This is a genomic window from Variovorax sp. GW821-FHT09B01 (genome assembly GCF_059418345.1).
Genome location: NZ_JBWKPQ010000002.1, coordinates 501723 through 524255, shown reverse-complemented (window position 1 = coordinate 524255; position 22533 = coordinate 501723). Strand labels below are relative to the sequence as shown.

General features: G+C 69.4%; 20 protein-coding genes. 5 read left to right on the top strand and 15 right to left on the bottom strand.

All coding sequences use genetic code 11. From position 1 onward, the window contains the following. Positions 1-4: 4 nt before the first annotated feature. The 4 genes from AC07RV_RS09535 to AC07RV_RS09520 all read right to left on the bottom strand — a co-directional run bounded on the left by AC07RV_RS09535 (position 5) and on the right by AC07RV_RS09520 (position 4957). Positions 5-997 (bottom strand): tripartite tricarboxylate transporter substrate binding protein, encoded by a 993-nt coding sequence (locus tag AC07RV_RS09535; protein WP_296782638.1) that lies wholly within the window; start codon positions 995-997, stop codon positions 5-7. 103 nt (positions 998-1100) lie between these two features. Beyond that, positions 1101-2174 carry a patatin-like phospholipase family protein gene (locus tag AC07RV_RS09530; RefSeq protein ID WP_208508017.1) on the bottom strand — a complete coding sequence of 358 codons (1074 nt, stop codon included), beginning with the start codon at positions 2172-2174 and terminating at the stop codon, positions 1101-1103. A 108-nt stretch (positions 2175-2282) separates the two neighbouring features. Then, complete coding sequence (locus AC07RV_RS09525; protein WP_444813814.1) at positions 2283-2525, bottom strand: type II toxin-antitoxin system prevent-host-death family antitoxin; 243 nt, start codon at positions 2523-2525, stop codon at positions 2283-2285. A gap of 62 nt (positions 2526-2587) precedes the next feature. Continuing rightward, positions 2588-4957, bottom strand: a complete 2370-nt coding sequence (locus AC07RV_RS09520) for a Tex family protein (RefSeq protein WP_093341985.1) — start codon at positions 4955-4957, stop codon at positions 2588-2590. Positions 4958-5100: 143 nt separating this feature from the next. Here AC07RV_RS09520 and AC07RV_RS09515 point away from each other — a divergent pair, with 143 nt between their 5' ends. The 4 genes from AC07RV_RS09515 (at position 5101) to AC07RV_RS09500 (ending at position 8156) form a co-directional block, all read left to right on the top strand. Beyond that, the gene (locus tag AC07RV_RS09515; protein ID WP_093341986.1) at positions 5101-5631 is read left to right on the top strand and encodes a hypothetical protein; all 531 of its coding nucleotides are present in this window, start codon (positions 5101-5103) and stop codon (positions 5629-5631) included. Between the two features lie 65 nt (positions 5632-5696). Further along, on the top strand, positions 5697-6074 hold the full coding sequence (locus tag AC07RV_RS09510) for a GIY-YIG nuclease family protein (RefSeq protein ID WP_296782643.1): 378 nt from the start codon (positions 5697-5699) through the stop codon (positions 6072-6074). A gap of 103 nt (positions 6075-6177) precedes the next feature. Then, positions 6178-6747: a DUF2239 family protein gene (locus AC07RV_RS09505; RefSeq protein WP_296782644.1), complete on the top strand. Its 570-nt coding sequence runs from the start codon at positions 6178-6180 to the stop codon at positions 6745-6747. Continuing rightward, positions 6744-8156: an MATE family efflux transporter gene (locus tag AC07RV_RS09500; RefSeq protein WP_444813813.1), complete on the top strand. Its 1413-nt coding sequence runs from the start codon at positions 6744-6746 to the stop codon at positions 8154-8156. The genes AC07RV_RS09505 and AC07RV_RS09500 overlap by 4 nt, the downstream gene beginning before the upstream one ends. 3 nt (positions 8157-8159) lie before the next feature. Here the strand turns inward: AC07RV_RS09500 and AC07RV_RS09495 are convergent, their stop codons facing one another. From AC07RV_RS09495 to AC07RV_RS09450, 10 genes are all read right to left on the bottom strand, one after another. Continuing rightward, positions 8160-8636, bottom strand: coding sequence for a VOC family protein (locus AC07RV_RS09495; RefSeq protein ID WP_296782645.1), 477 nt, complete (start codon positions 8634-8636; stop codon positions 8160-8162). Positions 8637-8784: 148 nt separating this feature from the next. Continuing rightward, positions 8785-10146, bottom strand: a complete 1362-nt coding sequence (locus AC07RV_RS09490; protein WP_444813811.1) for a hypothetical protein — start codon at positions 10144-10146, stop codon at positions 8785-8787. A 272-nt stretch (positions 10147-10418) separates the two neighbouring features. After that, a complete protein-coding gene (locus AC07RV_RS09485) occupies positions 10419-12827 on the bottom strand; it encodes a TonB-dependent siderophore receptor (RefSeq protein ID WP_296782649.1) in 2409 nt (802 codons plus the stop codon). A gap of 106 nt (positions 12828-12933) precedes the next feature. After that, positions 12934-13980 (bottom strand): FecR family protein, encoded by a 1047-nt coding sequence (locus AC07RV_RS09480; RefSeq protein ID WP_296782651.1) that lies wholly within the window; start codon positions 13978-13980, stop codon positions 12934-12936. Positions 13981-14068: 88 nt separating this feature from the next. Continuing rightward, positions 14069-14572: an RNA polymerase sigma factor gene (locus tag AC07RV_RS09475; RefSeq protein ID WP_296782652.1), complete on the bottom strand. Its 504-nt coding sequence runs from the start codon at positions 14570-14572 to the stop codon at positions 14069-14071. A gap of 140 nt (positions 14573-14712) precedes the next feature. After that, a complete protein-coding gene (locus tag AC07RV_RS09470; protein WP_296782653.1) occupies positions 14713-15540 on the bottom strand; it encodes an amidohydrolase family protein in 828 nt (275 codons plus the stop codon). A 28-nt stretch (positions 15541-15568) separates the two neighbouring features. Continuing rightward, positions 15569-16570, bottom strand: coding sequence for a hydroxyacid dehydrogenase (locus AC07RV_RS09465; protein ID WP_296782654.1), 1002 nt, complete (start codon positions 16568-16570; stop codon positions 15569-15571). 31 nt (positions 16571-16601) lie between these two features. After that, on the bottom strand, positions 16602-17642 hold the full coding sequence (locus tag AC07RV_RS09460) for a LacI family DNA-binding transcriptional regulator (RefSeq protein ID WP_296782655.1): 1041 nt from the start codon (positions 17640-17642) through the stop codon (positions 16602-16604). 49 nt (positions 17643-17691) lie between these two features. Then, positions 17692-19482, bottom strand: coding sequence for a TRAP transporter large permease (locus tag AC07RV_RS09455; protein WP_444813824.1), 1791 nt, complete (start codon positions 19480-19482; stop codon positions 17692-17694). 160 nt (positions 19483-19642) lie between these two features. Continuing rightward, positions 19643-20683: a TRAP transporter substrate-binding protein gene (locus AC07RV_RS09450; RefSeq protein ID WP_296782657.1), complete on the bottom strand. Its 1041-nt coding sequence runs from the start codon at positions 20681-20683 to the stop codon at positions 19643-19645. A gap of 438 nt (positions 20684-21121) precedes the next feature. On the opposite strand from AC07RV_RS09450, the gene AC07RV_RS09445 reads away from it, so the two are divergent. Next, entirely contained in the window at positions 21122-21655 is a 534-nt protein-coding gene (locus tag AC07RV_RS09445) for an HD domain-containing protein (RefSeq protein ID WP_296782659.1), read from the top strand. Here the strand turns inward: AC07RV_RS09445 and AC07RV_RS09440 are convergent. Continuing rightward, on the bottom strand, positions 21615-22523 hold the full coding sequence (locus tag AC07RV_RS09440; protein ID WP_296782660.1) for a helix-turn-helix domain-containing protein: 909 nt from the start codon (positions 22521-22523) through the stop codon (positions 21615-21617). The two genes, AC07RV_RS09445 and AC07RV_RS09440, sit on opposite strands and share 41 nt — an antisense overlap. Between the last annotated feature and the right edge of the window lie 10 nt (positions 22524-22533).

The following is a 22533-nucleotide window of genomic DNA, read 5'->3' as shown; positions in this document are numbered from 1 at the left end:
ATGGCTACTCGGCCTTCACGCCCGCGGTGCGGATCACCGCGCCCCACTTCGCGGTCTCCGACGCGATGAAGGCATCGAACTCCTCGGGCGTGCCGCCGGCCGGAAAGGTGCCCATTGCATCGAGCTTCGCGCGCGTCTCGTCGCTCTTGATGATGCGCGCCACCTCGTCCGACATGCGCTTGACGATCTCGCGCGGCGTGCCGGCCGGCGCGAGCATGCCGGCCCAGGTGCTGCCGGTGAAGCCCGCGAAGCCCTGCTCGATGAAGGTCGGCACGTCCGGCACCGCGGGCAGCCGCTTGTCGCCGGCCACGCCGATCAGCCGGATCTTGCCGGCCTTGGCCTGGTTGATGAGCCCGGTGGGCGCATCGAAGAAGAGCTGGATCTGCCCGCCCATCAGATCGGTCAGCGCCGGCACCGCGCCCCGGTACGGGATGTGGATCATGTAGGTCTTGGTCAGCGACTTCCACAGCTCGGTCGTGAGGTGCGCGGCCGAGCCGTTGCCCGACGAGCCGAAGCTCACCTTGCCGGGATTGGCGCGCGCGTAGTCGATCAGTTCGCGCGCGGTCTTGAACGGCGCGTCGAGGTTGACCGCCGCGAGCAGCGGCGACACGCCCATCAGCGACACGCCCGCGAGGTCCTTGCGCGGGTCGTAGGGCAGCTTCGGATAAAGCGAGGTGTTGGCCGCGTAGGCCGCGATCACCACGCCGAAGGTGCTGCCATCGGGCGCGGCCTTGGCGACCGCATCGACGCCGATCAGGCTGTTGGCGCCGGGCTTGTTGTCGATCAGCACCGGCTGGCCCAGCCGCGTCTGCAGCCCGATCTGCACCAGCCGCGCCATCTGGTCGGTGAAGCCGCCGGGCGTGTAGGGCACGACGATGCGGATCGGCTTGCTGGGCCAGGCGCTCTGCGCGAGCACCGGCAGGCCGAGCGTGGCGGCCGCACCGGCGGCGGAGGTGGCGATGGCGAAGCGGCGGCGCGACATCAGGGCATGGGGCATCGGGAACGGTCTCCTGCTTGTTGTGGGCCGTCCGGGCCGGACGGCATGCGGGCCATTCTCGAAGCGCGGGCCGCGTGCCCGTTCAGGGTTTGCCCGGCGCCGCTCAGAGCGGAAGGATCTCGGCGGCGCTGCCGCGCGCCAGCCATTCCTGCAATTCGTCCGACAGCCGTTCGGCCTCGCGCGTGGCCCGCGTCCAGGCCGCGATGCGCGCCTGCGCGTCGTTCTGGAAATGGATGAAGTCCTTGCGATCGGGCAGCTTGCCGTTGGGCAGGGTCTTCACCCAGTCGGGATCGGGCGCGAGCACCACCATGCGGTCGAGGAAGCCCGTGGACTTGTGGCGCCAGCGCAGCCCCTTGTCGAGCCAGCCCGGCACCACCGCGCGCTGGAAGTGCGGGTACAGCACCAGGCCGTCGTCGACCGGCTGGTAGTCGAGGTGCAGGTGGTAGTCGGTGATGCCGCCGTCCCAGTAGGCGCCGCGCGGCGCGCCCGGGATGTCGTGCACCGCGGCCAGCAGGAACGGGATCGAGCACGAGGCCTGCAGCACCAGGTTGAAGTTGTCCTCGCGCAGCGCATGCTGCCGGGTGCGGAAGTCGCGCGTGCCGAAGGGCAGCTCGGCGCCGGGCGTGGAGAACACGCAGCGCTCGAGCCAGGCGCCCAGCGTCTTGCGGTGCACGCTGTTCGACGCGAAGGCGCCGAGGTAGCCGACCGGCGTGCGCGCCCTGCCCTCGCGCCCGAGGATGTGGCGCCCGCGCGAGGTCACCACGTGCAGCCGGTAGCGCGGATGCGCGAGCACCTCGCCGATGCGCCCGCCATAGAAGGCCTGCAGGCTCTCGGCGAAGCGTTCGCTCAGCTGGTGCGGGCTCAGCCGCTTCTGTCCCGGCGGCACCTCGAACTGCTGGCGCACGTAGTCGTGCTCGAAGCGCTCGAAGGCCGCGACCGGATCGCCGAGGCAGGCCGTGGCCAGTCGCCAGGCGCCGATCGATGCGCCCACCAGGTGCACCGGCTGGTCCGATTGCGCGAGCCACTCGCCGAAGACGAAGCGGTCGATCGGCCCGAGGATCAGCCCCTTGGGACCGCCGGCCGCGCCGGGGATGGTGCGCACATCCTGCGGCCGCAGGCCCTGGGCCTCGATATGCCGGCGCGCGGCGGGGCCGGCGTAGATGCGCAGGGCTTTCATGGCTTGCCGTGCTCGAAGGGGTTGAGCAGCGCGACGCCGAAGTTCGCGAAGTCGGCGACGTTGCGAGTCATGGCATCGATGCCGAACGGATTCATTTGCTCTCTTCGCTCAACGCGGCAATGGAGGAACCCGCCTGCGCGCGACTCCGCGCTCGGGAGTCAGAAACTCGGTGCGCGCATCGGGGGCAAGCAGCAGCGCTTTGAGCGACAGTCGGGCCGAAGCACGCGAACGCGACCACTGCATGGCAGGAACGAGCACGGCCACCGGGGTGCCACGCTCTGTCACTGTTTGCGGCCCCTCTGTCCGGCAGGCCTCGATGAGCTCGTCAAAACGTGCCTTCGCATCTCGCACTGACCAGGTTCTCACAGACACCCCTTCAGACTGGCTCGACGTTAGGCGCTTCGCGGCACCGCCTACTTGCGCAACCCCTGCAACTTCGCAAACGCATTCGCCATCTGCCCCGAAGGCTGCGGCGTGTTGTCGCGGCGCGGCTGCTGGCCGCGGCCGGCGCCTTCGAAGCGGTTGTCGCGCGGGCCGTCGCGGCGCGCGGGGGCGGCGTCGAGCTTCATCGACAGGCCGATGCGCTTGCGCGCCACGTCGACCTCCATCACCTTCACCTTGACGATGTCGCCGGTCTTCACGACCTCGCGCGCGTCGTTGACGAACTTGTGGCTCAGCTGGCTCACGTGGACCAGGCCGTCCTGGTGCACGCCGAGGTCGATGAAGGCGCCGAACTGGGCGACGTTGCTCACGGTGCCCTCGAGGATCATGCCCTCCTGCAGGTCGGCGATGTCCTCCACGCCGTCGTTGAAGCGCGCCACCTTGAAGTCGGGGCGCGGGTCGCGGCCGGGCTTCTCGAGTTCGCCGAGGATGTCCTTGACGGTGATGACGCCGAACTTCTCGTTGGCGAACAGCTCGGGCTTGAGCGTCTTGAGCATGTCGGCGCGGCCCATCAGCTCGGCAATGGGCTTGCCGGTCTTGACGATGATCTGCTCGACCAACGGATAGGTCTCGGGATGCACGCCGGTGACGTCGAGCGGATCGGTGCCGCCGCGGATGCGCAGGAAACCCGCGCTCTGCTCGAAGGCCTTGGGGCCGAAGCCCGTGACCTCGAGCAGCTGCTTGCGGGTGCCGAAGGCGCCGTTGGCATCGCGCCAGCGCACCACGGCCTTGGCCACTGCCGAGGACAGGCCCGAGACGCGGCTCAAGAGCGGCACGCTCGCCGTGTTGAGGTCCACGCCCACCGAGTTCACGCAGTCCTCGACCACGGCCTGCAGGGTGCGCGCGAGCTCGCTCTGGTTCACGTCGTGCTGGTACTGGCCCACGCCGATGCTCTTGGGGTCGATCTTCACGAGCTCGGCCAGCGGGTCCTGCAGCCGGCGCGCGATGGAAGCGGCGCCGCGCAGGCTCACGTCGACGTCGGGCATCTCGAGGGCCGCGAATTCGCTGGCCGAATAGACCGAGGCGCCGGCCTCGCTGACCACCACCTTGTCGACCTTCATCTCGGGCGCGCCGGCCTGGGCCGCCATCTTGGCGAGCAGCTTGATCAGGTCGGCGGCGAGCTTGTCGGTCTCGCGGCTGGCGGTGCCGTTGCCGATCGCGATCAGGTTCACGCCGTGCTTGGCGCTGAGCTTGCCGAGCGTGTGCAGCGAGCCTTCCCAGTCCTTGCGCGGCTCGTGCGGGAACACGGTCGCGGTCTCGACCAGCTTGCCGGTGGCATCGACCACCGCCACCTTCACGCCGGTGCGGATGCCGGGGTCCAGGCCCATCACCACGCGCGGGCCGGCCGGCGCGGCCAGCAGCAGGTCGCGCAGGTTGTCGGCGAAGACCTTGATCGCGACCTTCTCGGCGTCCTCGCGCAGGCGCGTGAACAGGTCGCGTTCGGTCGACAGCGCGAGCTTCACGCGCCAGGTCCAGGCCACGCACTTGCGCAGCAGGTCGTCGGCCGGGCGGCCGGCATGGCTCCAGCCCAGGTGCAGCGCGATGCGGCCTTCGGCGACGCTGGGCTTGCCCGGCTCGGGCTCCACCGGCAGCACCAGCTTGGCGTCGAGGATGTCGAGCGCGCGGCCGCGGAACACGGCCAGCGCGCGGTGCGAGGGCACGCGGCCGATCGGCTCGTCGTAGTCGAAGTAGTCGCGGAACTTGGCGACGTCGGCGTTGTTCTCGTCCTTGCCGCTCATCAGGCTGGACTTGAGCAGGCCCTCGTTCCAGAGCCATTCGCGCAGGCGCTGCACCAGCACGGCGTCCTCGGCCCAGCGTTCCGAGAGGATGTCGCGCACGCCGTCGAGCACGGCGGGCACGGTCGAGAAATCGGGGCCGGGCTTCCCGTCGTCGAGCGTGGTGGCGGGCTGCAGGAAGGCCTTGGCCTCCACGGCGGGATCGAGCGTGGGGTCGGCCAGCAGCTTGTCGGCCAGCGGCTCGATGCCGAATTCGCGCGCGATCTGGCCCTTGGTGCGGCGCTTCTGCTTGAACGGCAGGTACAGGTCTTCCAACTCCTGCTTGGTCGGCGCGAGTTCGATCGCGGCGCGCAGTTCGGGCGTGAGCTTGCCCTGTTCGTCGATGGCCTTGACCACCGCGGCGCGGCGGTCCTCGAGTTCGCGCAGGTAGCTCAGGCGCGCCTCAAGTTCGCGCAGCTGGGTGTCGTCGAGGCCGTCGGTGGCTTCCTTGCGGTAGCGCGCGATGAATGGAACCGTGGCGCCCCCGTCGAGCAGTTCGACGGCGGCCTTCACCTGATGCTCGCCCACCTTGATTTCGGCGGCGAGCTGGCGAATGATTTTCTGCATTGCTGAGTGGCGTCCCTGTCGCTGCGACCGGCCGGCCGGTCGCGTTGGTCGAATGAAGCGCGCGAGTTTGCCATAGTGAAAATGGCGTCCGGCCATCCGGCGCGGACACTTGTCCGACCGCTCCACGCCCCCACCTCCCCACCGTGCAACCACCCTCCTCCCCTGGCCCGCGCCGGCCGCCGTCCCGCTTCGGGAAGTTGTTACGGACGGTGTTCGCCGTGCTGCTGGTGCCCTTGCTGCTGTTCGAGGAATGGGGCTGGGAACCGCTGGCCGCGCTCGCGGCGCGGCTGGCCCGGCTGCCGCTGTGGGCGCGCGCCGAAGCCTGGCTGCGCGGCCTGCCGCCCTGGGGCGCGCTGCTGGCCTTCCTGTTGCCGGTGCTGCTGCTGTTGCCGGTCAAGGTGCTGGCGCTGTTCCTGTTCAGCCATGGCCACGCGGGCAGCGGCGTGGCGGTGCTGGTCGCGGCCAAGCTGGCCGGCACCGCGGTGGTGGCGCGGATCTTCCAGCTCGTCGAAGGCACGCTGATGCGCATCCCGCTGTTCGCGCGCTGGTATCCGCGCTGGAAGGCCTGGAAGGACCGGGTGCTGGACCTCGTGCGGCAGAGCCGGCCCTGGCGGCTGGTGCATGCCTTCAACCGGCGCGCGCTGCGGGCCTGGCGGCGCTTGCGCGGGGCTTGAGGCGCGCGCCTATTTTTACCCGGGTATATTGATGGATTCAATTTAACCCGGGTAAAATTGGCGCCATGACACTTTCCCAGGAATCACGGCGCGCCCTCACCCGGCAGTACAAGGACAGCACGCTCCCCGCCGGCGTGTTCGCGATCCGCAACCTGAAGACGGGCCGGGTGTTCGCCGCGGCCGCGCTCGACATCGTGGGCGCGATGAACCGCCAGCGTTTCGAGCTCAACCTGCGCAGCCACCGCAACAAGGCGCTGCAGCAGGACTGGATCGCGCTCGGCGCCGAGGCCTTCGCCTTCGAGGAGCTGGCACGCGTGAAGGAGCGCGACGACCCGGCCTTCGACCGCGCGGCCGAGCTCGACGCACTGTTCGAGCTCTGGGCCGAGGAATCCGGCTGCCACGGCGCGCAGGGCTACAACGGCCCGGCGCGGCCGCGCGCCTGAGCCTTCGCCGGTGCCTGCCGTTCCCTTCGCCTTCCTCCTTCGCCGGGCGCAAGAAAAGTCAGGCTTTCTTCATTGCGCCCGGGTAAATTACCGCTCCGCCTCCATGACCCTCGAGACTTCTTCCCTCCCGGCCTGCGCCGATCCCGCGTCCACCCTGACCGCCTTCGCCGGCTTCCACCGCATCGCACGCGGCTCGCGCGCCGAGCTGGTCGCCGCGCTGCGCGCGCGCACCGACGACACGTCGTACCTGGTGTTCGATGACCGCAGCGGCGCGCAGATCGACCTCGACTTGCGCGAACCACCGGCGCCGGCCGGCGAGCCGCCGCGCGGCGTCGGCCGCCCCAAGCTCGGCGTGGTGGCGCGCGAGGTCACGCTGCTGCCGCGCCAGTGGGAGTGGCTGGGCCGCCAGCCCGGCGGCGCCTCGGTCGCGCTGCGCCGGCTGATCGACGAGGCACGCCGCGTCAACGCAGGGCGCGATGCCGCACGCGCGGCGCGGGAAGCCACCTACGGCGTGATGACCGTGCTGGCCGGCAACCTGCCCGGTTTCGAGGAAGCCATGCGCGCCCTGTTCGCGCTCGAGCGCGATCGCTTCGAGCAACACATTTCGACCTGGCCCGATGACCTGCGGGCCCACCTCCAAGAACTCTCCGGCGCGAGCTGGACCCACGAATGAACGCCAAGACAGACACAGCCCCCAACCCGAGCGGCCTCCAGGGCACGCCCGTGGCACCCGTGGGCGCGCCGCGCGCCCTGTGGAAGATCTTCCTGTTCTTCCTCGCCCCCATGCTGCTGAGCAACATCCTGCAGTCGCTGTCGGGCACGCTCAACAACATCTACATCGGCCAGATGATCGGCGTGACCGCGCTGGCCGCGGTCTCGAGCTTCTTCCCGGTGTTCTTCTTCTTCATCGCCTTCGTGATCGGCCTGGGCGCCGGCGCCTCGGTGCTGATCGGCCAGGCCTGGGGCGCGCGCGACGTTGCCCGCGCCAAGGCGGTGGCCGGCACCACGCTGAGCGTGGGCATCCTGATGGGCCTGGTGATCGCGGTGTTCGGCGGCGCCTTCACCACGCCGCTGCTGGCGGCGCTGGGCACGCCGCCCGACGTGCTGGCCGAGGCCACGCGCTACGCGCGGATCATGCTGATCGCGATGCCCGGCGTGTTCGTGTTCCTGATCTCGACCGCGATGCTGCGCGGCGTGGGCGACACCGTCACGCCGCTGCTCACGCTCCTGATCTCCACCACCATCGGCATGCTCGTCACGCCGGCTTTGATCCGCGGCTGGGGCGGCCTGCCGCAGCTCGGCGTGACCAGCGGCGCCTGGGGTTCGGTGCTCTCGTTCCTGGTGGCGACCCTGTGGCTGGGCTGGCGGTTGCGCCAGCGCAACAGCCCGCTCGCGCCCGACGCGGCCTTCCTGCGCAGCATGCGCATCGATCCGCAGCTGCTCAAGACCGTGCTCAAGGTCGGCGTGCCCACGGGCGTGCAGATGATCGTGGTGGCGCTGGCCGAGGTGGTGCTGCTGTCGCTGGTCAACGGCTACGGCTCGAGCGCCACGGCCGCCTACGGCGCGGTCAACCAGGTGGTGGCCTACGTGCAGTTCCCGGCCATCTCGATCGCGATCACGGCCTCGATCCTTGGCGCGCAGGCCATCGGTGCCGGCCGCGCCGACCGCCTCGGCGCCATCGCGCGCACGGCGCTGATGATGAACCTGCTGCTCACCGGCGGCTTGGTCCTGCTGGGCTACCTGTTCTCGCGGCCGCTGATGGGCTTCTTCATTACCAGCGCGCCGGTGATCGAGATCGCGCAGGAACTGCTGCACATCATGCTGTGGAGCCTGGTGATCTTCGGCATGGCCTCGGCGCTGTCGGGGATCATGCGTGCCAGCGGCTCGGTGCTGGTGCCCACGCTGATCTCGATCGCCTGCCTGCTCGGGCTCGAGGTGCCGGTGGCCTGGTTCATGAGCCACCGCATCGGCCTGGACGGCATCTGGTATGCCTACCCGGTGACCTTCGGCGCGATGCTGCTGCTGCAGACCGCGTACTACCAGTTGGTGTGGCGCAAGAAGGCGATCAAGCGGCTGGTGTAGCGATCAAGCGCCGTCGAAGGCCTTCTTCACGGTGGCGATGTCGAGCTTGACCATCTTCATCATCGCCTCCATCGCGCGCTTGGCCTTGGCGGGATCCTTGTCCTGGAACATCCGGATGATCTCGTCGGGCGCGACCTGCCACGAGACGCCGAAGCGGTCGGTGAGCCAGCCGCACTGCACCGGCTGGCCGCCGCCCTCGAGCAGCTTGTCCCAGTAGTGGTCGACCTCGGCCTGGGTCTCGCACCTCACGTACATCGAGATGGCCGGGGTGAACTTGTACTCGGGGCCGCCGTTGAGCACCATGAACGCCTGGCCGTCGAGCTCGAAGGTGGCGGTGAGCAGCGAGCCCTTCTTGGCGGGATTCACGTCGCCCCACAGCAGGGTGTCGGTCACGCGCGAGTTCGGGAAGATCGCGCTGTAGAACTTCAATGCATCCTCGCCATTGCCGTCGAACCAGAGGCAGGGAACGATCCTTTGCATGGGTATCTCCTTGGAGTCTTGATCAATGAACCGATAGGTTCAGTATCGAATCTTCACGCGCCTGGTGTCAACCCGGGCCGGGCCTGTCAGTTCGTAAGCGTTCGCGCGGCGAGCATCGGCCGAAGTCGACCGATGCCCACGCGTGGGCTCAGCGTTCGATCAGCCCGATCTCCAGATACCCCGCGGCTCCCGGAACGCGCGGCCCGATGCGGGCAAAAAGCTGCGGGCTGCGCGCCGTGAAGTAGCTCGTGGGCGTCATCAACGCGTAGCCGAGGCCGCGCGGAAAGGAAATCGTCGACTCCGACACCGGCAAAAGGACATCGATCATCCCGACGAACGCGCTCAGCTCCAATGCCGTGCCATCGAGGCCGACTGCACTGCGGGTGTAGAGGCGCTCAAGACCATCATCACTGGTCGGTAGGCCCTGGAGCGCCGAACTCTGGCGCGCCAGCGGGTACTCGACCAGCACCGATCTGCCGGGCTTCGTCACCGAGCGGCCCCACGATCCGTCCGTGGCCGCTCCGTAGGCGGTCATCACAGAGGTGTACGTGCTGCTGTCGACCATCACACCGACGCGGAATCGGAAGCTATCGAACGACGGCTGCTCGGCTTCCAGGTAGACCCTGTCGTCGTCGAACTTCACCACGCTGAAGTTGCGGACGTCGCTGGAGTCGGCGTTATTGACGGCACGCCACACGCCGTCAGTCACGCCCTTGGTCACCGAATAGGTCTTGAGGGACCCGAGTGGGCAAAAATTCGTGTTGTAGATCCTGTCATCCGTGCAGTCATACAGCGTGGTGCCCCGGCCCGAGATCCTGAGGTTGTTGATCGAGGAGTCGGGAGTCGTCCCGACCATGCTGATTCCGAGGCCGTTGAAACTGCCGTCGAGGTCTGCGGGAGACTTGATCGGCGCGCGCGATGCGACGAAGGGACGCACCGCCGCCGTCCCGCCTGGCATCGCGAATGGATAGGCCCCCACGACGACGTAGTCGGGGGCCAGGGACACCCGGAAGCGCGCATTGTTGATCGAGCCACCGGTACGGGCACTGGAAAAGACGAAGGTGCCGCTCGCGGTCGCGTCCAAGCCGATCACGCCCGATTCCGCGACGCCGGCCGCGTCGGTCATCCTGTAGGTCTTGCGGTCGAAGTCCAGCTTCAGAGTCTGCCGCGTGCCGTTCGTGGCAAACACCTGGTAGTCGCCATTGCGGCGGTCCTGCGCATTGATCCGCAGTTCGAGGTTGATCTTGCTGGAGGCCGACGCGCCAACGAGCTTGGCGGTGATCGTGTAGCGGACTGAATCGTCGACCGTGCTCGATATCTGCCCCGACCACTTCCTGGGCGTGGTCTGCAGATCGGATACCGTGACGCTCGACGGCGTACTGCTGGCGCCGCTCCAGCTCACGTCCTGGCCGGCGGAAATCTCCACGGTATCGCCAGCCAACAGGACCACCGTCTGGCTCTGCGTCAGGGACGTCGGTCCTTGGCCGTTGATCCTGTATTCCAGCTTCAAGGACGACACGGGGGGCGGCGTGTCGCCTCCCGATGCCGGAGGCTGGGAGGGTGGCGCCACGGACACCGGCCCCAACGGAAAGCCCCCACCACCCCCGCCCCCGCCGCCACAGGCCGCCATACCTGCCAACAGGAACACGGACAGAAGCACCCGAGTGGCGTTCGACAACATCTCCATTGAATCCCCTTCCTCATGAAATCATCGATGCAGGCCCCGCCAGCGTCCAATACATCCACCGTTCTTCGAGAGTGTCTAGCGCCCGCCCTGCGACCTTACCAGCGATAGGCGACCGTCGCCACCGCCGTGCGCGGATAGCCGTAGTAGCAGTTGCCGTAGCCGCAGTTGGCGATGTAGGTCTTGTTGGTGAGGTTGCGCAGGTTCAGCGCCAGGGTCCAGCGATCGATGTCGTAGCCGAGCATGGCGTCGAGCACCGTGGACGCGGGCACCTTGCTCGGCCGCGCGGCCTCGCCGTCGCCGTAGTTCGTCCCGGTGTAGCGGGCACCGAGCCCGAGCTTCAAGCCATTGGCGAAGCGGTAGTCGGCCCACACGGAGAACCGGTGGCGCGGCACGGCCGTGGCCTGCTTGCCGATCTCGCTCGCGTTGCTGCTGGCCGTGACGATGGCGCGCGGCGTGTAGCTGTAGGAGGCCGTGAGGTTCATGCGCGGCGCGACCTCGGCCGTGGCCTCGAGCTCCAGGCCGCGCACCGAGATCTCGCCGGTCTGCCTGGGCATGGCATCGCCGTCGAAGCTGATGTAGTTCTTGCGCCGCAGGTCGAAGACGGCCGCGCTGTACATCGCCTTGCCGCCCGTGGGCTGGTAGCGCACGCCGGCCTCGAACTGCTTGCCGCTCTCGGGCTTGAACGGGTCGCCCGATACCGGGTCGATGGTGGCGGTCGGCGCGAACGACTCCGAGTAGCTCAGGTACGGCGCCCAGCCGCTCGGATGCAGATAGACCAGGCCGGCGCGGCTGGTGAACTTGTGGTCGCGGATGCGCTGGGTCGAGCCGTCGAGGCGGCTGAAGACCGTGCTGTCGGCCGTGTCGTAGCGACCGCCCAGGGTCAGCGACCAGCGCTCGCCCCACTTGATCTGGTCCTGCAGGTAGAGGCCGGTCTGCGTCAGCCGGGTGATGCCGTCGAAATACGGCGCGGGCAATTCGATCGGCCCGCCGTACACCGGCGCGTAGATGTTCAGCGGCGAGGCGCTGCCGCCGCTGAAGGTGATCTGGTCGATCCGGGTGCGCTGGTAATCGAGCCCGACCAGCACCTTGTGCTGCGCCTCGCCCGTGCGGAAGTCGGCCTGCGCCTGGTTGTCGAGCGCCACGGCGGCGATGTTCTCGCGGCTGCCGAACACGCTGCGCGCCATCTGCTGGAAGTTGACCGGATCGTTCGGCACATCGGGGTTCAGCGCGGTGAAGCCCCGCAGCTGCGTGCCCGTGTAATCGAGCTTCTGGTGCGCATAGCGTGCGTTCTGCCGCACCGTCCAGGTGTCGTCGATGCGGTGCTCGAACTGGTAGCCGACCATTTCCTGGTCCTGGTCGAAGCGGTCGAAGCCGGGCTCGCCAACGAACAGTCTGGAGGGGATGTAGGTGCCGATCGCGGTCGCATCGAGCGAGCCGACTTGCGGCCGCGCGCGCGTGTAGACACCGCTGCGCGTGCGGGTGAACTGGGACAGCAACGTGAGCGTGGTGTCGCTCGACGGCTTCCAGGTCAGCGACGGTGCGATGTAGCTGCGATCGTCGGCCTCCCTGGCCGCCGGCAGTTGCGCATCGCGCAGCAGTCCGGTGATGCGATAGAGCAGCTTGCCCTCGGCATCCAGCGCACCCGAGAAATCGCCCGCCACCTGCTTGCGGGCGTGGTCGCCCAGCTGCAATTGCAGCTCGTGCACCGGCTCCGCCGTCGGTCGCTTGCTGACCACGTTCACCACCCCGCCCGGCCCGCTCATGCCATAGAGCACCGACGAGGGACCGCGCAGCAGCTCGATGCGCTCGGCGCCGTAGTTCTCGGTGCGCCACACGCCCCAGGTGCTGTTGTTGCGCAGCGGCAGGCCGTCGAGGTAGAAGCCCGGCGAGTAGGCATCGAAGCCGCGCAGCGAGATCCAGTCGTAGCGCGAATCGGCCCCATAGGTGGTGGTCGACACGCCCGGCGTGTAGCCCAGCGCGTCCTTGAGGTTGGCGGCGCCCATGGCCTCGATGCGGTCGGCCGTGATCACCGAGATCGACTGCGGCGTCTCGATGATCGGCGTGTCGGTCTTGGTGCCGGTGGCGCTGCGCCGGGCCACGTAGCCCTGCACCCGGCTGGTGGCGCTCTGCTCGCCCTCGGCCTGCACGGTGACGGCCGGCAGCGAGGCGTTGGAAGCGCCCGGCACCAGCATGCGGATGACCACGGCGTTGCCCTCCACGCTGGCCGACAGGCCGCTGCCGGCCAGCAACTGGTCGAGCGCCTGGCGCGGCGCGAGCCGGCCCGCGACCGCCGGCGCGGTCTTGCCCGCCACCAGGCTCTGCTGCACCACGAGCTGCACGCCGGTCTGGCGCGCCCAGTCGTTGAGCGCCTGGGCCAGCGGCTGGGCCGCGATGCGGATCGGGACCGGGTCGGCCGGCAGCGCCTGGGCCGATGCGGTCAGGTGGGCCAGCGCGAGCGCCAGGGCCAGGGCCAGCGGTGCCGGCTTCGATGTCAAGCAGTTCATCTACGTTTCCAGATTTCGAATACAAATGGTTCTCATCTGGGTTGACGCACGATGGGCGGGAAATACCGTAGCCCCGCCGAAAATTTTTTCCGGCGCCGCTCTTGTCTCAGTGCGCGGCGACCAGCTCGGTGACCGCGCCGGCCTGCTTCAGCCGCACCGGCAAGGCGCTCGGCAGCGCGCGGCGCAGGGTGCGCGCATCGCGCGGATCGAAGGTGCCGGTCAGCCGCAGCGCCGCCACGGCCGGATCGTTCACCACCAGGCCGGTGCTGCCGTAGCGCTCGAGCTCGGCCAGCGCGCGCGCCAGCGGCGTGTCGACGAAGCTCAGCCGGTGCTCGCGCCAGGGCGCGATGCCCTCGCCCGGCACCGCCGCCACCGGGCCCAGCAGGCCTCGGGCATCACTCTCGAGCTGCTGGCCGGCGACCAGGAAGACCGCCTCGCGCAGGCTCGCCGCCGAGGGCGCGGCCCAGGCACCGTCCTGCGCGCGATCGCGCCGCGCCACGCGCACCCGGCCCTCCTCCACCGACACCCGCGTGCCGTCCGCGCCGTCGATCCCCGGCGTGTAGCGCACCGCGAAACGGGTGCCGACCACGCGCACCTCGAGCGGCCCGGCCAGCACCGAGAACGGCCGCTCTGCATCGGACTGCACGGCAAACACGGCCTGCCCCTCGAGCAGCCGCACCTCGCGCCGGTCGCGAAACAGCTGCACCTCGATGCGGGTCGCGGTGTCGAGCCGCAGGCGCGTGCCGTCGGGCAGCGGCAGGTCGAGCTGCTGGCCGCGCCGGGTGGCGAAGGCCTGCACGAACACCGGCTGCGCCTGCAGCTCGCGCCAGCCCAGGTAGCCGGCGCCGACGGCCATGCCGGTGGCGGCCAGCGCCAGTGCCGGTTTCATGAAGCCGCGCCGCGTGGGCGCGGCAGCGCGGCCCGCGAAGCCTTCGCGCCAGCCGGCCACGGTCGCGGCCGGGATCGCGTCGACGGCCCGCCAGCGTGACGCCCAGGCACGCCAGGCCTCGGCGCGATGCGGATCGGCCACCAGCCAACCCTGGAACTCGCGCTCCTCGCTGGCGCTCCAGCCCTCGCGCTGGCGGCGCACGAACCAGTCGAGCACCTCCTCTCGCAGGCGCGATGCGTCTTCCGGTGATGGCGTCGAATTCATGTGGCGAGGGCGTCCCTGGAGATGGAGACGCACGAGCGGGCGCCAACCCTGTAGGGCGCGGTCTCTCTTCGGTTCATCGTGGATCTCTTCATTTCCCGCCACGCTCCAGGCAGTCCCAGCAGGCCGCCATCGCGATGCGCAGCTGCATCTCGACCGTGCGCACCGAGATGCCCATGCGCTCGGCGACCTCGGCATACGAGAGCCCGTCGAACTTGTAGAGCACGAAGGCCTCGCGGCAGCGCGGCGGCAAGCCCTCGATCGCGGCGATCATCGCGGCCAGTCCCTGGCTCGAGGCCAGCGCCGCGTCGGGCTCGAAGCTCGCGGGGCCCATGCAGTCGTCGGGCTCGCCCAGGCCGTCCTCGGTCTCGGCGTCCGCAAGCCCGGCGCGCACGCTGCTGCGCCGGTGATGGTCGGTGACGAGGTTGCGCGCGACCCGGTAGAGCAGCGCGCGCGGATCGCGCACTACGCTGCCCGCGCGCTGCGCCTCGTAGACGCGCGCATAGCTCTCCTGCGCCAGGTCGGCCGCGGTGGCGCGGTCCGGCACCTTGCGGGACAGGAAGTTCAGCAGTTCGCGGTAATAGCGTTCGAACACGGGCGCGCCGGCACCGGCAAGGGTGGATCGAAGTCCAGGAGGCAGGTTGGCTTCGACGCGGCGTGGCTGACCTGAGGCGGTTCAAGAAGACGGGAGCGCCGATTATGGCGGGCTTCGGATCCGCCCTCCCCGGGCCCGCGTCAGGCCTTGAACCCGTACAGCGCGGCCGGGTTGTCGACCAGGATGCGCCGGCGCGTGTCCTCGCTCGTGGCCCACGAGAACAGCAGGTCGTACAGCGGCGCGCTCTCGGGGCGCGGATCGCGTCCCGGGTGCGGCCAGTTGCTGGCCCACAGGCAGCGTTCGGGAAAGGTCTCGGCCAGCGTGCGCGCGAGCAGGCTCACGTCGTCGTAGCCGGGCGCGCCGCTCTTCGAGGTCTCGTAGGGCGCCGAGAGCTTGATCCACACGCGGCCCGCGTCGATCACGCGCAGCAGCGACTGGAACGAGGGATGGCTGGGCGCCACCGGCTCGAGGAACTTGCCGTTGTGGTCGAGCACCAGCCGGCACGGCAGCTTCCGGAGCACATCCTCGTGCTCCGGCATGGTGCGGCCGTCGAGCTGCAGGTTGATCATCCAGTCGGCATCGGCCATGCGCGCGGCCATGCCCGGCAGCGACTCCCAGCCCAGCACGCCGCCGATCATCATGTAGCGCACGCCGCGCATGCCGCCCGCATGCAGGCGCGCGATCTCGGCGTCGGGCGCATCGGGCGCCAGCAGCGCGATGCCGCGCGCCGCCTCGCCGAACTGCGCGAGCGCATCGAGGGTGCAGCGGTTGTCGAAGCCGTAGCCCGTGGGCTGCACCACCACCGCGCGCTCGATGCCCAGCGGCTGCTGCACCTGCTCGCGGTAGGCCGACACCGGCGAGTGCGGCGGCACCCAGGCGACGTTCGGAATCAGCGGGAAGCGGTCTTCGTAGATGTGGACGTGGCAGTCGCAGGCGTCGGCGTAGCGCGCGTTCCGGGTCGGTTCCATGGTGGCTCTCGGTGGATGGGGAAAGGGATCAGGCCGGCACGCCGAAGGCCTGGCGCCAGCGACGGGCCTCGATGGCATTCACCGCGCCCTTCGGCATACGGCCCTGGAAGATCTCGGCCAGCTGCGACACGGTTTCCATCGCCTGGTGCTCGACCGCGGGCGGCGTGAGGCCGCCGATGTGCGGCGTGGCGATCGCGCGCGGATGGCGCGCCACCGCGGGCGACGGCATCTGGTCGGGCGCGCGGCCCACGTCGAGCGCGCAGCCCGCGATCGTGCCGGCGTCGAGCGCGGCGACCAGCGCGTCCTCGTCGACCAGGTTGCCGCGCGCGGCATTGATGAAGAAGGCACCCGGCTGCATGGCCGCGAAGGCGGCGGCGTTCATGAGGTTCTCGGTGTCTTCGGTGGCCGCCGCGAGGCAGACCACGAAGTCGGACTGGGCGAGCAGCTCGCCGAAGCCGGCCTGCGCGATGCCCGCCTGCGCCACCACCGCGAAGGGATCGTGCACCACCACGCGCATGCCGAGCGCCTGCGCCACGGTGCAGAGGTAGCGCGCGATCTGGCCGTAGCCGATCACGCCGAGCGTGGCGCCGCGCAGCTCTCGGCCCATGGCGGGCGGCACCGGCTGGCCCGCGTGGTAGAGCGCGGTCGAGGCGCTGATGCCGCGCGCGAGGTCGATCATCGCGCCCACGATCCATTCGGACACCGAGGCGATGAAGCCCGCGCTGGCCTGCGTCACCAGCACGCCGTGGCGGCTCGCGGCGGCCAGGTCGATGTTGCGGATGTCGATGGCGCAGCGCACAAAGGCCTGCAGCTTGGGCAGCGCGGCGAACAGCGCCTCGTCGCCCACGGTCTGGCGGTAGGAGACGATGGCGTCGCAGTCGCGCGCCAGTTCGGCGATCTCGTGCGACGAGAGATCGCGGTCCTCGGGGTTGAAGCGCACCTGCGCGAAGGCGCGCAACGCGGTGCTGGCGCGTTCGCCGAAGTAGTGGGCGAGCTTGCTCTGGGGATGGCTGACGAAAACCGTGGTCATGGACAAGGCAGGAAGAAGGAAGAAGTCGGCCTCAGCCGCGCGGCGGCGCCACCGAGTCGCGCGCCACCAGCGTGGGTGCGAACAGGAACTCGCCCGCGGGCAGCGCGCCGTCGGCCAGGCGGCTCATCACGCGCTCGACCATCACCTGCGCCATCTCGGGCACCGGCACGCGCACCGAGGTCATCGCGGGGTACATCAGGGTGGAGAGGAACACGTTGTCGATGCCGACCACCGACACGTCGTCGGGCACCGCGAGCCCGGCATCGCGAAAGCCCGCCATCAGGCCGTAGGCCAGCAGGTCGTTGACGCCGACCACGCCGGTGGGCCGTTCGGGCAATTGCGCGAGCTGGCTAGCCTGGGTGCGGCCCAGCTCGCTCATCATCGAGTCGCCGTACTCGTCGACCGGCAGCCCCTCGACCACGCGCGCGCTGGCCTCGAGGCCGGCTGCGCGCGCGGCCGCGAGAAAGCCCTGGATCTTCTCGTTGCGGCTCATGGTGCGGCCCGAGGGCGTGACGAAGGCCAGCCGCCGGTGGCCCCGTTCGATCAGGTGCGCGGTGGCGATGCGCGAGGACTCGAAGCTGTCGACCGTGACGTGGTCGATCACCGAGGCCTCGCCGGGCGTGGCGCGCCGGTCGTAGCTCACCACCACCAGGCCGCGCTCGGCCGCGGCCTCGACGTGCTGCTCGTCGATCAGCGACGAGATGATGATCACGCCGCGCACGCCGTGAGCCATCAGGTCCTCGAAGAAGCGCGCCTCGCGTTCCTTCTCGCGGTAGGTGTTGCCGATCATGATGCGGAAGCCGTAGCGCTCCTGCGCCAGCGTCTCGACCTCGCGCGCGATGAAGCCGTACATCGGGTTGGCCATCGACGGCACCAGCAGGCCGATCAGCGGCGTGTGGCCGGTCTTGAGCTGCCGCGCCGAGGTGTTGGGCCGGTACTTGAGGTCGCGGATCGCGTCCTGCACCCGCTCCAGCGTGGCGGCCGCCATGCGGTCCACGCGGCCATTCAACACGTTCGACACGGTGCTGGTCGAAACGCCCGCCCGCTGGGCGACATCGCTGATTCTGCTCACGGTTTTCGGGGTCCTTTCGGGTTCATCGCGGTCCTGCATTCGTGCGTCGTCACAGCCCCATGCGCGTGGGCAGCCAGACCGAGAAGGCCGGCACCAGCACCAGCAGCACGAGGGTGACGAACAGCACCGCGAGGTATTTCATCATCGGCCGCGCCACGTCCTTCACCTGGGTGCCGGTGATGGCGCAGGTGGCGAACAGCCCCAGCCCCACCGGCGGCGCGAACAGGCCGAAGCCCATGGCGATGACCATCACGGTGCCGAAGTGCAGCGGATTGACGCCCAGCTGCGCCGCGATCGGTGTCAGCAACGGCCCGAAGATGATGAGCGCGGGCGCGCCCTCGAGGATGGCGCCGAACACGATCATGATCAGCACCGAGAGCATCACGAACATGGTGCTGCCCCATGCGTGCGCGAACTCGATCATGAACGACGACAGGTACTGCGGGATCTGCTGGATTGTCAGTGCAAACGAGAGGCTGGACGCGGCCGCCACGATGAACAGGATGCTGCCCGCCATCGAGGCCGAGCGCACGAACAGGCGCGCCACCGACGACCAGGTGAGCTCGCGGAAGGCCAGCCAGCCCACCACCAGCGCATAGACCACGGCGAAGGACGAGACCTCGGTCGAGGTCGCGACGCCCGAGGTCACGCCCTTGCCGATCATCGCCACCATCACCAGCGCGACCAGCGCGCCGCCGAGCAGGCGGAACATGGGCGTGCGCACGTCGAAGGCCTGGTCGGGGTCGATGCGCGCGCCGACGTAGATGGTGACCGCGGCCAGCGAGAGCGCGAGCACCACGGCGGGCACGAGGCCGGCCATGAACAGCCCGGCGATCGAGATGTTGGCGACGAAGCCCATGATGATCATGTTGATGCACGGCGGGATGGTCTCGGCCATCACCGCGGTGCAGGCCAGCAGGCCGGCGGTCTCGTTCGGATCCTGCTTCGTCTTGCGCACGGCCGGCATGATGATGCCGCCGACCGCGGCGATGTCGGCCAGCTTGGAGCCCGAGACCCCCGAGAAGAAGGCGGTGGCCGTGATGGTGATCAGGCCCAGGCCGCCGCGCAGGCGGCCGAACATGCGCAGAAGCAGCTCGATCAGCCGCGAGGACATGCCGTTGGATTCCATCAGCAGGCCGGCCAGCACGAAGAAGGGAATGGCGAGCAGCACGTAGTGGTCGGTGCCGGCCATGACCTGCTGCGAATAGACCAGCATCGGCAGCGAGGGATCGGCCATGAAGAACACCAGCGACGAGAGCGCGAGCACGAAGGCAATCGGCACGCCGAGCATCAGGCCACCGAGGAAGCCCGCGGTCAGCAGCATCCAGGGCGCGATGGCGTGGCCGGGCACGAAGGTGTTCCAGCCCACGACGGCGGCGGTGAGCGCGATGCCCACGGCCAGGGTGCTCCAGACGCGCCGGGCCGGTCCGTTGACGGCGTTGGCGAGGCCGAACAAGGTCATGAACAGGCTGCCGATGACCACCGGGTAGACGTAGATCCACTGCGGCAGGCCGATCGGGGTGGTCATGTTGTAGGCGTCGAGCAGCAGCTCCCATGACGAGGCGAGCAGGCTGGCCGAGACGCCGACCACGATCCAGTTGCCGAACTGGATCAGCGCGGGCTGCCAGCGCGCGGGCAGCAGGCCGCGGAACAGGTCGACGCCCACATGCTGGCTGCGCGCGAGCACGGTGGCGGCGCCGAAAAAGACCTGGATCACCATCAGCGCGCGCGCGACCTCCTCGGCCCAGTCGAAGGGGTCGTGCAGGAAGTAGCGGAACACGACCGAGACGAAGACGATGAGCACATCGATCGCGAGCACGACGCCGGCCACGTTTTCCATGGCGCGCGTGAGCCAGGCGAGGCCGCGGCCCGCGGGGTGGGCGGTGCTGAAGCCCAGGGCGCGCGGATCGTGGCCGTGGCCCGCGGCCGGCAGCGGCGACAGGGGCGGCAGTACGGCGGGCGTGACCGGGGCCATCGGGGGCAGGACGCTGGACATGCGGTCAGGCGCGGGCGGCGTTGATGGCGGCGAACAGCGGCCCGGTCTCGGGATACTGCTTGGCGAAGGCCGACCAGAGCCTGGCCTCCATCTCCTTGCGCACCTGATCGCGTTCGTTCCTGGCCATGGGCGTGAAGCTCAGGCCCAGCTTCTTCAGTTCCTCGATGGCGCCCTGCCCTTTCTCGGCGCCGATCTGGCGCTGCTGCGCGGTCGATTCGGCCGCGGCCTTGAGGAAGGCCGGGCGCAGGTCGGCCGGAATGCGGTCCATGGCGCGGCGCCCGGCGATGCAGACCATGGGGCTGAACAGGTGCTCGGTCATCCAGCAGTGCTTGACGACCTCGTTGAGCTTGCTCGCGAGCACGGTGGCGGCATCGTGCTCGAAACCGTCGACGACGCCGGTCTGCGCGGCCATGTAGAGCTCGCCGAAGGAGATGGGCGTGGGGATGGCGCCCATGATCTTGAAGGTCTCGATGAAGGCGGGCGTGGGCAGCACGCGCAGCTTGACGTTCTTCACCTCGGCCAGCGACTTGACGGGCTGCTTGGTGTAGACGTTGCGCGCGCCGTAGTGCTGGCCCCAGGTGATGACCTGGCAGCCGGTGCTCTTGACGAGCATGTCGTTGAGCTTGGCGCCGACGCCGCCGTCGAGGGCCTTGGCGACATGCTCGTAGCTGTCGAACAGGTAGCCGAGGTCGAGCATGCCGAACTGCGGCGTGACGGTGGCCCAGATCGAGGAGCCGGTGAGCATCATGTCGATGGAGCCGACCTTGACCTGCTGCACGACGTCGCTTTCCTTGCCGAGCTGGTTGTTGGGAAAGTAGTCGATGCGGATGCGCTCGCCGACGGCCTTCTTGAGGTTGACCTGCATGAGCTGGTTCCACGCGAAGTGCGAGGAGTTGAGGTCGGCGACGTGCGAGGACGACAGGCGCAGCGCGACGGTCTTGTCCTGCGCGGCGACGAAGGGCGTGAATCCCGTGCCGGCGGCCGCCATCGCGAGCGGCAGGGCCGACGATGACTGGACGAAGCGGCGGCGTGAAATCGAGGTCATGGCTTGTCTCCTGTGGGTCGGAACGCCCGTTTGGTGGAACGATTTACTGTATCGATACACCAATTGGTCCGCAATGTCGTTTCGGTAGGTGTTTTCCTTCGTAAACGGCGGTTTTTTTGGGGCGCTGGGGGCGCGTGCACAGGACAGCGGGTACTTCCCTCCGCGAATGTCCCCCGCCCTTCGGGCTCCTCCTTGATTTCGCTGCGGGAAGCACCCGCTGCCCTGTGCACGGGAGCGCTGCGGTAGTGCCGGCCGATCAACTGCTGCGCGTCTGGCGCGCGTCGGCGGGGTACTCCCCGCAGCGAAATAAAGGAGGAGCCGAAGGCGGGGGACATTCGCGGAGGGGAGTACCCCGTCGGCGCGCGCCCGTCCCCGGCCTACGACAACACGGCCCCCACGCCATTGCCACCAAACACACGACCCGCTAGGGTTGTCCGCATGACCCCAGAGACCTCCCCCGACGCCGCACGAAGCTACGCCATCGAAATGCACGGCGACCAGAAATACGGCGTGCACCCCTACGTCCATCACCTCGATGCAGTGGTCGCACTGCTGCGGCCCTATGGGGAACAGGCGCAGGTCGTGGGCTACCTGCACGACGTGGTCGAGGACACCGAGGCCACCGTGGCCGACGTCGCCGAACGCTTCGGCACCCTGGTGGCCGGCTGCGTGGCATTGCTGAGCGACGCGCCCGGTGCCAACCGCAAGGAGCGCAAGGCGCGGACCTATGCGGCCATGTCGCATGTGAAGGGCGAACAGGAGCTCGCACTGACCGTGAAGGCCGCCGACCGACTGGCCAATGTGCGCGCCTGCGTGGCCGATGGCCATCGCGACCTGTGGGAGACCTACCGCGGCGAGCACGCCACCTTCAAGGCCGCCGCCTACCGGGCCGGCCAGTGCGATCCGCTCTGGGCCGAGCTCGACACCCTGCTCAGCGACGCCGCAGCGCCTGCGCGTAGGCCGACGGCGTGAGGCCCAGCTCGCGCCGGAACGCGCGCGAGAAACCAGAGGCGCTCGCGAACTGCAGGCGCCAAGCGATCGCCTCGATGCTCTCCTGGCCCGCCGCCAGCAACGACTTCGCGAGCTCGAGCCGCAGGCTGCCCAGATATTGATGCGGCGTGCGGCCCGTCGAGGCCTTGAACGCGCGCACGAAATGGAAACGGCTCAGGCAGGCTTCGCGCGCCATGTCCTCGAGCGACAGCGCGCGTTCCACATGGGCCTGCAGATAGGCCTGCACGCGCGCCAGCCGCGCGGGCGACAGGCCTCGGCCCGCCGTGGCGGGACCGGCCGCCGACGCGCCCGTGTGCCGCTGCCCGATGCGCGCCAGCAGCGCATGGCCCAGCGTGTCGAGCAGCAGTTCGCCGCCGCTGCTTTCCTGCCGCAGCTCCTGCGCCATCGCCAGCCCGATCTGCGCCACCAGCGGATCGGCCAGCCCGCCCGCATAGGGCCAGTCGGCCAGCGCCGTGCGTGCCGCGAAGTCCGGGTCGAGCCCGCCGTCGACGTAGAAGTGCAGCAGCTCCACGCCCTCCCCCTGCAGCCGCAGATGGTCGACCGGCACCCCGCCCGGGCAGATGCAGAAGCGGCCCGGCTGCGCCTCGAAGCGCTGCTCGGCCTCGCCGTCCGCGCGCCGCGACACCCGGCCATGGCCCGCGATGCCGATCGCCACCTCGGTCACCGGCTGCACGAAGCCGGGCGCGTCGACCGCCGCATGCCGGCGGAGCTCGGCGCCGAAACCGCGCCAGGGCCGCGCGAACGAGTCGGCGAGCGCGAGGCTGCCGGCCGCCGCGTACTTGGCGCCGTAGCTGGACGATGCGGCAGGAAGAGCGGTCGCGTGGTTCACTGAGCAATCC